Origin of the sequence: Streptomyces sp. NPDC005761, assembly GCF_040630635.1 — a bacterium.
GTDB lineage: Bacteria > Actinomycetota > Actinomycetes > Streptomycetales > Streptomycetaceae > Streptomyces.
Window position 1 is genome coordinate 1 of sequence record NZ_JBEXXX010000077.1, and the last position, 14209, is coordinate 14209.

Here is a 14209-nt window from a genome sequence, read left to right on the forward strand (position 1 = left end):
GAAACCCCCACCGTCACCGGCATAGCCGAAGCACTCACCAACGCCTCGACAGCCCGCACCGCCATCACCCCCGGGCCCCGCCCGGATCAGATCCCCCTCTCGTTCGCCCAGCAACGACTGTGGTTCCTCCACCAGTACGAACCCGGCAGCTCCCTCTACAACATCCCCGTCGCCCTACGCCTGACCGGACACCTCGACACCACCGCCCTCCAAGCAGCACTCGCCGACGTCGTCGAACGCCACGAATCACTCCGCACCCTCTTCACCCAGAACACCGACGGCACGGACCCCCACCAGGTGATCCTGGATGCGGACCGCGCCCGTCCCGTCCTGGAGGTCGTGGCCACGACCGAGGCGGCCCTGGACGACCGGCTCGCGGCGGCCGCCCGGCACAGCTTCGATCTCTCCGGTGAACTGCCCATCCGCGCATGGCTGTTCGAGACCGGGGCGGACCAGCGCGTGCTGCTCCTGCTGATGCACCACATCGTGGGGGACGGCTGGTCGATGGGGCCCTTGGCCCGGGACCTGACGACGGCGTACGCGGCACGTGTCGAGGGCCGGGCCCCCGACTGGGCCCCGCTGCCCGTGCAGTACGCGGACTTCACCCTCTGGCAACGCGAGAACCTCGGCTCCGAGGACGACCCCGACAGCCTCGCGTCCCAGCAGCTCGCCGCATGGCACGCGGTATTGGAGGGGCTGCCCGCAGAGCTGGAACTGCCCACCGACCGCCCGCGGCCCGCCGAACCGTCCCATCGCGGGGGCAGCGTCGATCTGGACCTCTCCGCCGAGCTGCACGCCGCTGTCATCGAGCTGGCAGGAAAGCGGAGCGTCACCCCGTTCATGGTCGTGCAGGCGGCGCTTGCCGCGCTCCTGTCCCGGATGGGTGCGGGGACCGACATCCCGCTGGGTACTCCGGTCGCAGGGCGGGACGACGCTGCGGTGGAGAACCTCGTCGGCTTCTTCGTCAACACCCTCGTCCTGCGTAACGATCTCTCCGGCGACCCCACCTTCCGTGAACTGCTCGACCGGGTCCGCCGCACCGACCTGGCAGCGTTCGGCCGGCAGGACATACCGTTCGAGCGGCTGGTCGAGGTCCTCAACCCGGAGCGGTCACTGTCCCGGCACCCGCTGTTCCAGACGGCGCTGAGCTGGAACAGCGAGACGGCGGTGCTCGATCTGTCCGGTGTCGCGCCGGAACGGCAGCGGGTACACCTCGGCACCGCGAAGTTCGACCTGAACTTCGTCCTCGCCGAGCAGCGCACCGCATCCGGCGGGCCCTCGGGCATTCTCGGGCAGATCGAGTACAGCCTCGACCTCTTCGACCGGCGGACCGTCATGGAGCTCGCGGAGCGGCTGGTGCGCCTGCTGACCGCCGCGGTCGCCGACCCCCGGCTCCGGATCGGCGAGATCGACGTCCTTTCGGCCCCGGAGCGACAGCGGATCGTCCACGAGTGGAACGCCACCGATGCGCCGGTTCCCGCCGCATCCCTGCCTGAACTGATCGCGGCACAGGCGGACCGCACCCCGGACGCCGTCGCCGTCGAATGCGGCGGGACCCGGTGGACCTATCTCGAACTGACCACGCGCGCCGACGAGTTCGCCGAGCGGCTGGTCGGGCTGGGGGTGCGGGCCGAGACGCCCGTCGCTCTCCTCATGGAGCGGTCTGCGGATCTGGTGGCCGCGCTGCTCGCGGTGATGCGGGCAGGCGGTGTGTACGTACCCCTGCACACCGGCTATCCGACCGCCCGGATGCGCTCGGTGCTCGACGAGGCCCGGGCGCCGGTCCTGGTGATCAGCCGCGCCCTGGCGGAGCACGAACTGGTCGCGGAACAGCGAGCGGCCGGAATCCGAGTGCTGATCGCGGAGGAGTCCGGGATCGCGGAGTCCAAGGCCGCTGAGTCCGGGAGCGAGAAGTCCTCCGGGGTGCGGCCGGCACCGCTGCCCCGGCACATCGAGCCCGACCGCCTTGCTTATGTGATGTACACGTCCGGGTCCACGGGCAAGCCCAAGGGCGTGTCGGTGACCCATCGCGATGTGGTCGACCTGGCCCTGCACCGCGGCTGGGGGATCGGTCCGCACGACCGGGTCCTGATGCACGCACCGCACGCCTTCGACATCTCCGTGTACGAGATCTGGCTGCCGCTGCTCAGGGGTGCCCGGGTCGTGGTCGCCCCGGCAGGTGAGGTGGACGCGGCGGTCCTCGACCGTCTGGTCCGCGAGCACGGCATCAGCCATCTCCATCTGACGGCCGGACTGTTCCGGGCCATGGCCGAGGACCTCTCGGGTACCTTCGGCCACGTCCGGGAGGTCCTCACCGGTGGCGACGTCGTCCCTGCCGGTGCGGTCGAGCAGGTCATCGAGGCCAACCCCGCGACGACGGTGCGCCACCTGTACGGACCGACCGAGATCACGCTGTGCGCCACCAGTCACGCAGTCACGGCGCCGTACCGGGCGGCCGACGGTCTGCCCCTGGGGCGCCCCCTGGACAACACCCGGGTCCATGTCCTGGATGCCGGGCTGCGGCCGGTGCCGGCCGGAGTGGCCGGTGAGTTGTACATCGCCGGATCCGGGCTGGCCCGCGGGTACGCGGGGCGGCCGGACCTGACGGCGGAGCGATTCGTCGCCGACCCGTTCGGTGCCCCCGGAACCCGTATGTACCGCACGGGTGACCTGGTCCGGTGGTCCGGGGAAGGCCTGCTGCACTTCGTGGGCCGGGCCGACGACCAGGTCAAGATCCGCGGGTTCCGGGTGGAGCCCGCGGAGGTGGAGACCGTACTCGCCGGGGCGGCCGGGGTGGCGCAGGTCGCGGTGCTGGCACGGGAGGACCGGCCGGGCGACAAGCGCCTCGTCGCCTATGTGGTGCCCGCGCCGGACGCCCGGCCCGAGGCGTCCGCGGTACGCGACTTCGCGGCGCAGGAACTGCCGGAGTACATGGTGCCGTTCGTCGTCCTGATCGACGCGCTGCCGCTGACCCCCAACGGCAAGCTGAACCGGAGCGCGCTGCCGGCCCCCGAGTACGGCGGGGAGGGACGCGGGGAACCGGTCACCCCGCAGGAGCAGATCCTGTGCGGCCTGTTCGCGCAGGTGCTCGGCCTGGAGCGGGTCGGGACCGAGGAGAGCTTCTTCGCGCTCGGCGGACACTCCTTGCTGGCGACCCGGCTCGTCAACGGCATCCGCAAGGCACTTGACCTGGACGTTTCGGTGCGGGACCTGTTCCAGTCGCCCACCGTGGCCGGGCTGCTGCGCCAACTGGACGCCGAAGGCAGCAGCGACTCGTTCTCGCCGGTGCTGCCCCTGCGGACCACCGGCGCCCGCACTCCGCTGTTCTGTCTGCACCCGGCGCTCGGCATCGGCTGGTGCTACGGCCGCCTCGCGGGCCAACTCCCTTCGGACCTGCCCGTTTTCGCACTCCAGGCGCGCGGGCTGCTCGGCCAGGAGCCACCGGCCGGGACCCTCGAGGAGATGATCGACGAGTACTGCGCGCACATCCGGGCGGTGCAGCCCGAAGGTCCCTACCAGCTCGTCGGCTGGTCCATGGGCGGACTCCTTGCCCACCGGGTCGCCACCCGGCTGCAGAGCCAGGGGCAGGAGGTGGCCCTTCTCGCCATCGTCGACGCGTACCCGGTGCAGCCCTCCAGGGCGGACTGGGACCCGGCCGAGCTCACCGAGCAGATCAACGCGGACGTCGGTTTCGACACCGCGCAGGTGGGCCCCGAGCGGGAGGCGGAGGTACTCGCGGAGCTACGCGCCAAGGGCCACCCGCTGGGACACCTGCCCGGCGGAGACATCCGGGCCGCGGTCCGCGTCTACGTCAACAGCACCGCGCTGACCCGGGGCCTTCGCCCGGAGCGGTTCACCGGCGATGTCCTGTTCTACTCGTCCGGCGCGTCGTTCAGCAGGGACGACGCGACCTTCAACGCCGAGGTCTGGCGGCCGTACGTGTCGGGGGACATCACCGAGCACGTCGTGGACTTCCTGCACGAGGACCTGATGATCGAACCGGCCGCTGTCGCGGAGATCGCCGCGGTCCTCACCAAGCACGTACGGGATCCCGAAGTTCCCGGGACCGTCGAAGAGAACACCACCACTGGAAAGAGGAGCATCTGATGAGCAACCCGTTCGAGGACCCGGAAGCCACCTACCTCGTCCTGGTCAACGACGAGGCCCAGCACTCCCTCTGGCCGGCCTTCGCCGAGGTGCCGGCGGGCTGGACCGTCGCCCTGGCCCAGACGGACCGCGCCGCCTGCCTGGAGTACATCAACCAGAACTGGACCGACATGCGGCCCAAGAGCCTCGTCGAGGCCATGGCGGGTTCCGGGGCGGACGCGGCTTGAACGAGGTCATGATCGAGGCGGCCGGGGTCTGCAAGAGCTTCGGCGATGTCCACGCCCTGAACGGTGTGGACATCGAAGTCGCCCGGGGCAAGGTGCTCGGGCTGCTCGGCCACAACGGCGCGGGCAAGACGACCCTGGTGAACATCCTGTCCACGGTCTCGCACCCGACCGCGGGCACGGTCAGGGTCGCCGGGTACGACGTGACCACGCAGGGAGCCGCGGTGCGCGCCAGGATCGGCGTGACCGGGCAGTTCGCGTCGGTCGACGAGTACCTGTCCGGATACGGCAACCTGGTCCTGATCGCCCGGCTGCTCGGAGCGGGCCGGCGCGAGGCGGCGGCCCGGGCCACCGAACTGCTGGAACTGTTCCGGCTGACCGAGGCCGCCAAGCAGCCCTCCCGCACCTACTCGGGCGGCATGCGACGGCGGCTCGACCTCGCGGCCAGTCTCGTGGGCCGTCCCGACGTGCTGTTCCTGGACGAGCCCACGACAGGACTCGACCCGACGACTCGCATCGCCCTGTGGGAGACGGTCGAGGGCCTGGTGGCCGACGGTACGACCGTGCTGCTGACCACCCAGTACCTGGACGAGGCCGACCGGCTCGCCGACTGGATCACGGTCCTGTCGAAGGGCCGCGTCATCGCCTCGGGCACCAGTGGCCGGCTCAAGGCGGAGCTGGGCAGCCGTGCGGTGCATGCCGCACTGACCTCCGACTCCGACCTGTCGGCGGCCACCGGCGCGCTCGCGGCAGCAGGCTTCCAGCCCCGCTCGGACCCGGAACGGCACACCCTGAGCACGCCGGTGGACACCTCCGCCGACATCGCCGCCGTGGTGCGGGCGCTCGACACCGTGGGCGCCGAGCTCGTCGAACTCACTGTCAAGGAGCCGTCGCTGGACGACGTCTATCTGGCACTCACCCAATCGCCGACGTCCCTCGCAGGCGCGGCCTGACATCGCGGGAGTCCCCGTTGGCCCTCCAGGAACGCACCCCGGACACGGCGTCGGTCGCCGTGCCCGACCACACGGCCGAATGGCGCGGCGGCAGCATCCGCGCCCAGTTGTGGGTGCTCACCGGCCGGCAGATCCGGTCCATGTACGGCGACACCCGGCTCGCGCTGTTCAGCCTGCTCCAGCCGCTGATCATGCTGCTGCTGCTGAGCGAGATATTCGGCAGCATGGCGAACCGTGACGACTTCCCCCACGGGGTGCGCTACATCGACTACCTGGTGCCCGCGCTGCTGGTCACCACGGGCATCGGCTCGGCGCAGGGCGCCGGGGTGGGCCTCGTCAAGGACATGGACAACGGCATCGTGGCCCGGTTCCGGGTGCTGCCCACCAGGCTGCCGCTGGTCCTGGTGGCCCGCTCGCTGGCCGATCTGCTGCGCGTCTTCACCGAACTGTTGGTCCTGCTGGCATGCGGCACGGTCTTCTTCGGATTCCGGCCGTCCGGCGGCGTGCTCGGCACGGCGGCGGCCCTGCTTCTCACGGTGTTCGTCATCTGGTCCCTGATCTGGTGCTTCATCGCGCTCGCGGCATGGCTGCGGAGCGTGGAAGTCATGTCGAGCATCGCGGTCCTGGTGATGTTCCCGCTGATGTTCGCCTCCAGCGCGTTCGTCCCGCTGAAGGGGCTGCCGGAGTGGTTGCAGGTCGTTGCCAAGGTCAATCCGGTGACGTACGCGGTGGACGGTTCGCGGCGGCTCTCACTGGGCTGGGACCTGGGTCTCGGAGTGGTCGCCGCGGTCGTCACGAGCGCCGTACTGCTGGCGCTGGCCGGCTACGTGGCCGCGAAGTGCTTCCAGCGGGCGCCCAATGCCTGAGCGGCCTTCCCCGCCGGGAAGCAGCCGCGCCTGCTGAACGAGGTCGCTCCTTCTGAGAAACGACAGCGGAGCCGCTCCCCCCGGGGGAGCGGCTCCGCTGTCGTTGGTGCCGGAGGCTATTCGCCCCGGCCGGCCGGCCAGAGCGAGGGCTGTGCGGCCCAGCCGCGATGCCGCAGCTCCTGGGCGAGCGCGTGCTCCGTTCCGGAGGCCACCGCGAGACTCGCCCGCCCGAGCAGCTGCTTCGCCGAGTGGTCGATGGCGATGTCCTCGATGTTGGCCCCCGCCGCCGCCACGTCGGTGAACAGCCGGGCCAGTTCGCCAGGACTGTCGCCCACGGACACCTCGACCGCCGTGAACGCGGCATCGGGCACCCCGTGCTTGCCCGGGATCCTGCTCCGCCCGTCCACCCCGCGCTGCAGCGCCTCGGACAGCTCCGGCGCAGCGTCGCCCCCCTCGGCGGACCGGCGCAGCGCCGCCACCGCCTCGAGCACGTCACCCGCGAAGGCCTCCAGCACATCGGCGACCGGACCCGCGTTCGCCGACAGGATGTCCGTCCACAGCGCCGGGCTGCCCCCCGCGATACGGGTGACATCCCGCAGCCCCTGCCCGGCCAGACGGAGAGCCGACTCGTTTCCCTCCAGGAGGCGGGCCGCGGCGAGGCTCGCGATCAGATGCGGGGCGTGCGAGACGAGCGCCACCGCACGGTCGTGGTCCTCGGCGTCGAACAGCACGGGCGTGGCCCCGCACAACGCCGTCAGTTCCAGAGCACAGTTGAGCGCCGGATCGCCGGTGACGGCGGACGGCACCAGCACCCAGGGGCGCCCCTCGAAGAGATCGGCGCGGGCGGCCAGAGGCCCCGACCGCTCACCGCCGGCCAGCGGATGCCCGCCCACCATGGACGTCAGGTCGCATCCCAGCTCCTCGACCTGTCGCCTGGGCAGGCCTTTGACGCTCGCGACATCCGTGTAGAAGCGGGCCGTGCCCCGCTTCTGCAGCGACGCGAGCACCGGTGCCACCTGGACCGGCGGCACGGCGAGGATGGCGATGTCCGCCACCTCGCGCGGCTCCTCGGCCCGCCCGGCGCCCAGCGCCTCGGCGGTCTGCAGCGCGGCGGGATCGGCGTCGGTCAGATACGTGGTGATGCCCCGCTCGCGCAGAGCGAGGGCAATGGACGTGCCGATCAGGCCGGTTCCGGCTATGACTGCGGTGCGCATGGGAAACGTGACTCCACTTCGAGACGTCGAGTGATGCGGCCGGTCAGCCGTTCGGCAGGTCGGCCACCAGCGCGGCGAACCTTTCGAGCCCTTCGTCGATCTGCTCCGGAGTGACCAGGCTGTACGACAGCCGGATCTGCCGTGCGGCTGCGGCATCCGTGCTGAAGTACCGCATGGGCGTCCACAGCACGCCGTAGTCACGGGCCGAGACTTCGAGCAGCTTCTCGTCGGCGGGGAACGGCACGTCCAGCACGAGGAAGAACCCGCCCCGTGGTGTGTTCCAGCGCACCCCTGAACCGCCGCCCGCCGGGAAGTGCCGGCGCAGCCCCGCGAGGAGCCGCTCCAGGTTGCCCCGGTACACGGCGATCTCCCGCTCGTTGGCCTTGAGGAGACTGTGTCCGTGGGTGAGTAGCTTGCCCGCGATGACCGCCTGGGCGATGGGCGAGGTGTTGACCGTGACCATGCTCTTGATCTTCGAGAGCTGGTCGGCGAACAGGCCCACCTCTCCGTCCGCCCCCACCACGCTCTGATCGGCCACCGCGAACCCGATGCGGGCACCCGGCAGTCCGGTCTTGGCGAACGAACCCAGATAGACGACACGACGGTGCGGGTCGAGGGCCTTCAGCGTGGGCAGCCGCTCGCCGTCCGCACTGAAGTAGCCGTACGGGTTGTCCTCCAGGAGCAGCAGATCCTCCTGCTCCGCGAAGGCCAGGACGGCCTGCCGGGTCTCCAGGTCCATGCTCGTACCGGCCGGATTGGAGAAGTCGGGCACCAGGTAGCAGGCGCGTGGCCGCAGCCCGTCCGCGCGCGCCTCGCGGACCGTGGCCGCGAGGTCGGCCAGGTCGACCCCGTGCGGTCCGCCCGCCACCTCGAGGACCGGCATGTCGACCAGCCGGGCGGCGCCCTTCAGACCGACATAGCTCGGCGAGACGGCCAGGACGACGTCGCGGTCGTCCGAGCGCAGGGCCCGCAGCACCAGGAACATCGCCTCCTGGCAGCCCACCGTGACCACCACGGATTCGGCGGGCACCGAGATCCCCTCGTCCACCTGCAGATGGCCGGCGATCAGGTCGTGGATGATGCCGTTGGTGCGCCCGTACTGGAAGAACGTGCGCCGGACCTCCTCGTCGTCGTACCCCTTCTCCTCCTTGAGGTACTGCTCGAAGCGCCGCAGGTAGTCGTGGACCTGGCCGGTCTCGAAGAAGCCCTCGAAGGGCCGTCCCGGCGCGAACGAGATCGCGCCGGGGTGGAGATGGGCGATCTCGTTGAGGAAGTTCATCGACCCCAGCGCGGGGTCCTCGAGGGAGCCGTGCAGGCTCGCGGTGCTCAGCTGGGCAGCACCCGCGGCCCCATCTGCTGTCGTCACGTTCCGCACGGCACTCACCGCGGCGTCCCTTCGTCGTGTTTCGTCGCCGGGCCCACCGGCAGGGGGCCTCTGACGGTACGCAGCCGGCGCGCATCGCTGACGCTTCGGCAGCCCGCCAGGCCGAGGGCGTCACGCAGTTCCGCCGCCAGCAGCCCCAGGACCTCGCGCGCCCCGGACTCGCCACCTGCCGCAAGCCCCCACAGCAGAGGCCGGCCCACGAGGACGCCGTCCGCGCCGAGCGCCAGAGCCTTCAGCACATCGACCCCGCTGCGGAATCCGCTGTCCACCAGAACCTCGATGCGCCCGTCGAGCGCGGCGCATACCGCTTCGAGCGCGTCGACGGACGGAATCGCACCGTCCAGTTGGCGCCCGCCGTGGTTGGAGACCACCACCGCGTCCGCGCCGCATTCGGCTGCCCGCACGGCGTCCTCCGGGTCGAGGATGCCCTTCACGATCAGCGGCAACTCCGTCCGGGACCGGAGCTCCTGCACGTCCGCCCAGCTCAGTGAGGGAGCGAAGGCCGTGCTCGTGTGCGAGGCGAGCGCCGAGGCCCCGGGCACCGGACGGTGCGCCTCGGAAGCCGCGTCCACCGTGAAATTGGCGGCCCGCACCTCGGGAGGCAAGGAGAACCCATTGCGTACGTCCCGCAGACGCCGGCCCATCCACGGCACATCGACCGTCAGGATCAGGGCCGAGCACCCCGCGTCCTCGGCCCTTCGCACCAGCTCGTACGACAGGGCGCGGTCGCGAAGCCAGTAGAGCTGGAACCAGGTGGTGGCGCCCACCTCGGCGACACGCTCCAACGGACAGCTGCTCAACGTCCCCACGGTGAAGGGGACTCCGGCCTCCTTCGCCGCGCGGGCCGCCGCCAGCTCACCCTCGGGGTGGACCAGCTGGTGGTACCCGATCGGGGCAGTGGCCACCGGCATCGCCACTCCACGGCCGAGCAGTGTCGACGCCGTCGAGCACGCCGAGACGTCCCGCAGGGCTCGCGGAACCAGCCGCACGCGGTCCAGGGCCGTGCGGTTGGCCGCGAGCGTCAGTTCGGCGCCACTGCCACCGGACACGAAGTCCCACACCGGCCGGGGGAGCACGGCGGCAGCGGCCTGCTCCACCTCACCGATGCTCACCGCAGCCGGAACTGTGCCACTGCTCACCGCGACTGCCCGATCTCGCGCTGCCGCTCCACCTCGACCGCCTCGTACAACGCCTTGATGTTGGAACTGCCGAAGGTCTCGGCCCCGATGCGCTCGATGACCTCGAAGAACAGGGTCCGCCGGGTGTGCGTCGACCGCGTGAAGATCTGGAACAGCTGACCGCCGTGGTCCTCGTCGACGAGGAGGTTCAACTCGCGCAGCTCGTCGAGCGAGTGCTTCCGCAGGGAGAGCCGTCGGCCCAGCAGCTCGTAGTACGCGGCGGGTGTCTTCAGGAAGCCGACTTCACGCTCCGACAGCGTGCGCACCGAGTGGGGCGCGTCGTCGCTGGAGAACGCGATGTGCTGGATGCCCGACCCGTCGTGGTTCTTCAGGAACTCGTCGATCTGGCCGGCGTCGGCCGACGGGTCGGGCTGGATGATGGTGAAGGTGATCTCTCCGGACGGGCTCTGCACCACCTTCGACAGCATCGCCTGGGTACCGACCGCTATCCGCTCCTCGAAGATCTCGGCGAAGCCCAGGACCTCCTGGTAGAAGCGGACCGTCGGCTCCAGCTCCCCGATGTTCACGCACACGGCGAAGTGGTCGATCTCCAGCAGGCCCACTCCGCGGTCGGGCGCCCCGGAGTGCTCCACCGGCCGGAAGCCGGCGGGCAGACCGGCGGTGTCGTCGGCCTCGCGCTCGACGAGCGGGTGCGTCAGATCTCCGAAGGCCGCCACGGTCGCGGTCGCGACCACCCCGCCGCCCCGGTGTCCGGCCGTCTCCGCCAACGAGCGCGCACCACGGCCGACGGCCTCCGCGTGGGCCGCAGCGACGTCGTCGGTGCGCATGGCGATGGCGGAGACGCCGTCGCCATGGCTGAGTACGTACGCGGACGCGGGATGCTCGTCGCTGATCCCCTCGGTCAGGACCATCGTGATCCGGCCCTGACGCAGCGCGGCGCTGCGGAACCCCTCCTCGGGCGAGCCGGCGGTGCCCACCACTGTGAATCCGTAGCTGTCGACCCAGTGACCGACCCGGTCGTCGAGGTCTTCGACGTACAGCTCCACGTGGTCGAGCCGCAGGCCTTCGAGGCGGCCGGTGCCGGTGGAGGCAGGCGCTGCGGGGGCGGACGATATCGGTTCAGAGGGCATGGTGATCCTGTTCTCGTGTAGGGGGCGGACCAGATCTGTGTCGTGCTGGGCCGGGGAGCGCCGTGCGGTCACCGGAGGCTCGCTCGGGGCCTGGTCCCTCAGTCGGACATCGCGACCAGGATCCGGCGGGGGCCGGTGAACGGCCGGCGCCCGTGACCCACCAGCACGTTGTCGATGAGCAGGAGGTCACCGGTGTGCCAGTCGACGTCGACCGCCGCGTCGAGCCCCTTGTCCCGCACCTCGATCACGTACTCGTCCGGGATCGCGCTCCCGTCGGCGAACCTGACGGACTGGGGGAGCTCGTCCTCGGGCAGGATCTGCGCGAGTTCGGCCGCCATCTCGTCACCGAGCGCGGCCGGGTGCCACTGGTCGGACTGGTTGAACCACACCTCGACCCCCGTCACCGGGTGCCGGACGGTCGACGGACGCAGCTGCGTCACCCGCAGCCCGCCGTCCCCGCGCCACTCCCACTCGGCCTCCGTGCCCTTCAGGAAGACCTCGACCTCCGCCCGGTCATCGGTCTCGAAGGTGTCCTGCCAGCTCTTGCCCAGACCTCGCCCGCCGTGCAGGTTCTGCGAGTAGCGGACACCGCCCGCGAAGGCCTCGCGGATCGCCGGGTCCAACGACTCCAGCCACAGCGTGCCGTCCACCACCGGCGTTGCCCCGCCCGTCGTCGGCTCGTGGGCCGCGAAGAACAGCAGCCGGGACGGCCACGCGTACGCGTACGACAGCTCGTTGTGCATGGAGATCGTCAGCTCCGGCGGGTACTCCGTCGAGGTGTAGATGTTGCTGCCCACCTTGCTGCGCGGCGAGTTCCCGTGCACATAGGCGAGCCGGTTGGGCAGCAACAGGTCCATGGCCGGTTCGAGTGTGCTCTCCGAGACCTGGAATCCACGGAACACCAGCGCCTTCTCGGCGATGAGCATGCTGCTGATCTTGTCGGTGTCGGCCAGGAACTCGGCAAGACCCGCCGGAGTCGGATCGACCCCGGCGTCATCCGCGGTGATCTCCAGCGGCTTCCAGCCGTGCTGCTCAGTCATGAGGACCTCAATCGGATCAATTGGCTCAAGGAAGGAAAATGTGTGACACCCGCCGCCGGCCCCCGTGCGGGGCCGGTCCGAACACTGACCCGCGACGGACGGTGACCGGCTGCGATCGGTGGCCGGCGGCGGACGGGCTATCCGTGCGTGACGGTCCGGAAGAACTCGACGATGCCCTTGTTCACCGAGTCCGGGTCCTCCAGATACCCGTAGTGACCGCACCCGGCAATGACCTCGAAGGAGGCTCCCGGAATCGCCTCGGCCACCTCCCGCCCCAGCTCGGGCGGCGTCACCAAGTCGTCCTGGAATGCGATGACATGACAGGGGACCCTGATGTTCCGGTACGCCGGGAGGCGTGACGGAGTCGGATCGAGGCCGAGCTGCGCGCGCTCCCCGGCGACGCTCCCGGACGTGGCCTCCAGGACCTCCAGCCAGTCGCTCACCTCCACGTCGTTCCGGAGCGAGCGCGGTGACAGATTCCGCATCACCTGGACCACCGCGTCGAACTTCGGAGGGAGCCGCACCCCGGAGTCGTACAACTCGATCTCCGCCCGCGTCAGCGCCCGGCGCATGGCGTCCACGCGCCCCCGGGTGGCGAGGAGCACGGCGCTCTGCACGAGGTCAGGGCGCCGCAGGGCCAGTTCCTGGACGACGTACGAACCCAGAGAGGTCCCCACCAGTCGGCAACCGTGGAGACCGAGGTGCCCGATCAGGCCGACGACATCGCCCACCATGTCCTGGATGGTGTACCCGTCGGCGCAGGGGGCGCTGGGCGCTATGCCGCGGTTCTCGAAGGTGATGACCCGATAGCCCGCGGCGACCAGCGCGGGGACCTGGTGCAGGTGCCACGCCCGGCCGGTGGCGCCCGACCCCATCACCATGACGACGGGCTCGCCCGTACCCCCGGAGTCCTCGTAACTCAGACGAATTCCGTTGACCGGAACGATTGGCATGGCGATCTCTTTCGCTCTGGGGTGCGTAGGTTGGTTGGTTCTGCCGTGGGGGGGGGCTAGTCCGTGCCGGCGTTCATCGCCTGCACGAGGCTCTTCGGCCGCATGTCGGTCCACTGCTCGTTGATGTAGTCGAGGCACACCTGCCGACCGCTGTCCGCGAGGGTGACCGTCCAGCCCTCCGGCACTCCGGCGAACACCGGCCACAACGAGTGCTGCGACTCGGCATTGACCAGCACGTGGTACGCGGCCTCGGGGTCCTCGAACGGGTTGGCCATCTGTTCTGCTCCCTGTGCATCGGTAACTGGGGTCGGTGGCCCGGTGAGGGCGGACGGAGGGGAGGGCCTACGCCTCCCACTCGGACTGGAGGAGGTCCAGCTCGTCCTGGCTCAGCCCGGTGAGTGAGGCGTCGGCATCGAACTCCGCCGCAGGGACCCGGGACAGGGCGCCGGCCTGGGCGACGGACACGAGACCGGCCACCGTGCGCTGCTCGAACACGTCCTTCACCGTGAAGACGATGTCCTCGCGGATGGCGTGGGAGACGAGCTGCAGCGATCGGATGCTGTCGCCGCCGAGGTCGAAGAAGCTGTCGTCGATCCCGACGCGTTCCAGGCCCAGGATGTCGGCGAACAGCCCGCACAGGATCTCCTCCTGTGGGGTGCGCGGCGCGCGGCTCTGGGCGGCAGCGGTGAACTCCGGTTCCGGCAGGGCCTTGCGGTCGAGCTTGCCGTTCGCGGTGAGGGGGAGTGCGTCGAGGGTGACGATTGCGGCGGGGACCATGTAGTCGGGGAGGGCGCCGGCTGCGTGGGTGCGTGCTGTGGTGGTGTCGGTGGTGCCGACGAGGTAGGCGATGAGGCGGTCGTCGCGGACGATGACGGCGGCCTGGGTGACGGTGTCGAGTGCGGTGAGGACGGTTTCGATTTCGCCGAGTTCGATGCGGTGTCCGCGGATCTTGACCTGGTCGTCTGCGCGGCGGAGGTATTCGAGGTCGCCGTTGTGGTTCCAGCGGACGATGTCGCCGGTGCGGTACATGCGGGTGCCGGGGGTGCCGTAGGGGTCGGCGACGAAGCGTTCGGAGGACAGGCCGGGGCGGTTGAGGTAGCCGCGGGCTACTCCGGTGCCGGCGATGTAGAGCTCGCCGGGGACGCCGGGGGGTACGGGGCCGAGGTGGTCGTCGAGGACGTACACCTGGGTGTTGGAGA

The 14209-nt window shown here is 70.5% G+C and carries 12 protein-coding genes; 4 read left to right on the plus strand and 8 right to left on the minus strand.

The genetic code is table 11. From position 1 onward, the window contains the following. From ABZ434_RS35190 to ABZ434_RS35205, 4 genes are all read left to right on the plus strand, one after another. Positions 1 to 4107, plus strand: a 4107-nt coding sequence (locus tag ABZ434_RS35190; RefSeq protein ID WP_359145881.1) for an amino acid adenylation domain-containing protein, incomplete at its 5' end; no start/stop codon positions are given. Continuing rightward, positions 4107 to 4334, plus strand: coding sequence for an MbtH family protein (locus ABZ434_RS35195; protein ID WP_359145883.1), 228 nt, complete (start codon positions 4107 to 4109; stop codon positions 4332 to 4334). The genes ABZ434_RS35190 and ABZ434_RS35195, both read left to right, overlap by 1 nt. Then, positions 4331 to 5284: an ATP-binding cassette domain-containing protein gene (locus ABZ434_RS35200; RefSeq protein ID WP_359145886.1), complete on the plus strand. Its 954-nt coding sequence runs from the start codon at positions 4331 to 4333 to the stop codon at positions 5282 to 5284. Before ABZ434_RS35195 ends, ABZ434_RS35200 begins: the two co-directional genes overlap by 4 nt. Before the next feature lie 17 nt (positions 5285 to 5301). After that, positions 5302 to 6150: an ABC transporter permease gene (locus tag ABZ434_RS35205; protein ID WP_359145889.1), complete on the plus strand. Its 849-nt coding sequence runs from the start codon at positions 5302 to 5304 to the stop codon at positions 6148 to 6150. 116 nt (positions 6151 to 6266) lie between these two features. Here the strand turns inward: ABZ434_RS35205 and ABZ434_RS35210 are convergent, their stop codons facing one another. The 8 genes from ABZ434_RS35210 to ABZ434_RS35245 form a co-directional block, all read right to left on the minus strand. Continuing rightward, the gene (locus ABZ434_RS35210; RefSeq protein ID WP_359145892.1) at positions 6267 to 7364 is read right to left on the minus strand and encodes a prephenate dehydrogenase; all 1098 of its coding nucleotides are present in this window, start codon (positions 7362 to 7364) and stop codon (positions 6267 to 6269) included. Between the two features lie 43 nt (positions 7365 to 7407). After that, positions 7408 to 8730, minus strand: coding sequence for a PLP-dependent aminotransferase family protein (locus ABZ434_RS35215; protein ID WP_359145895.1), 1323 nt, complete (start codon positions 8728 to 8730; stop codon positions 7408 to 7410). 14 nt (positions 8731 to 8744) lie between these two features. Then, positions 8745 to 9860 (minus strand): alpha-hydroxy acid oxidase, encoded by a 1116-nt coding sequence (locus tag ABZ434_RS35220; RefSeq protein ID WP_359145898.1) that lies wholly within the window; start codon positions 9858 to 9860, stop codon positions 8745 to 8747. Between the two features lie 23 nt (positions 9861 to 9883). Then, positions 9884 to 11017, minus strand: coding sequence for a 4-hydroxyphenylpyruvate dioxygenase (hppD, locus tag ABZ434_RS35225; protein WP_359145901.1), 1134 nt, complete (start codon positions 11015 to 11017; stop codon positions 9884 to 9886). A gap of 98 nt (positions 11018 to 11115) precedes the next feature. Beyond that, positions 11116 to 12057 (minus strand): TauD/TfdA family dioxygenase, encoded by a 942-nt coding sequence (locus tag ABZ434_RS35230; protein WP_359145904.1) that lies wholly within the window; start codon positions 12055 to 12057, stop codon positions 11116 to 11118. Between the two features lie 137 nt (positions 12058 to 12194). Then, entirely contained in the window at positions 12195 to 13010 is an 816-nt protein-coding gene (locus tag ABZ434_RS35235) for an alpha/beta hydrolase (RefSeq protein ID WP_359145907.1), read from the minus strand. A 56-nt stretch (positions 13011 to 13066) separates the two neighbouring features. Next, complete coding sequence (locus ABZ434_RS35240; RefSeq protein ID WP_359145910.1) at positions 13067 to 13285, minus strand: MbtH family protein; 219 nt, start codon at positions 13283 to 13285, stop codon at positions 13067 to 13069. Positions 13286 to 13352: 67 nt separating this feature from the next. Next, a partial coding sequence (locus tag ABZ434_RS35245; RefSeq protein WP_359145912.1) for a phosphopantetheine-binding protein occupies positions 13353 to 14209 on the minus strand: 857 nt, incomplete at its 5' end.

What these genes read in the sequence shown, in the direction of transcription:
- ABZ434_RS35240 (WP_359145910.1), bottom strand. Translation starts at nt 13,285, where the DNA reads ATGGCCAACCCGTTCGAGGACCCCGAGGCCGCGTACCACGTGCTGGTC.
- ABZ434_RS35210 (WP_359145892.1), bottom strand. Translation starts at nt 7,364, where the DNA reads ATGCGCACCGCAGTCATAGCCGGAACCGGCCTGATCGGCACGTCCATT.
- hppD (WP_359145901.1), bottom strand. Translation starts at nt 11,017, where the DNA reads ATGCCCTCTGAACCGATATCGTCCGCCCCCGCAGCGCCTGCCTCCACC.
- ABZ434_RS35195 (WP_359145883.1), top strand. Translation starts at nt 4,107, where the DNA reads ATGAGCAACCCGTTCGAGGACCCGGAAGCCACCTACCTCGTCCTGGTC.
- ABZ434_RS35235 (WP_359145907.1), bottom strand. Translation starts at nt 13,010, where the DNA reads ATGCCAATCGTTCCGGTCAACGGAATTCGTCTGAGTTACGAGGACTCC.
- ABZ434_RS35230 (WP_359145904.1), bottom strand. Translation starts at nt 12,057, where the DNA reads ATGACTGAGCAGCACGGCTGGAAGCCGCTGGAGATCACCGCGGATGAC.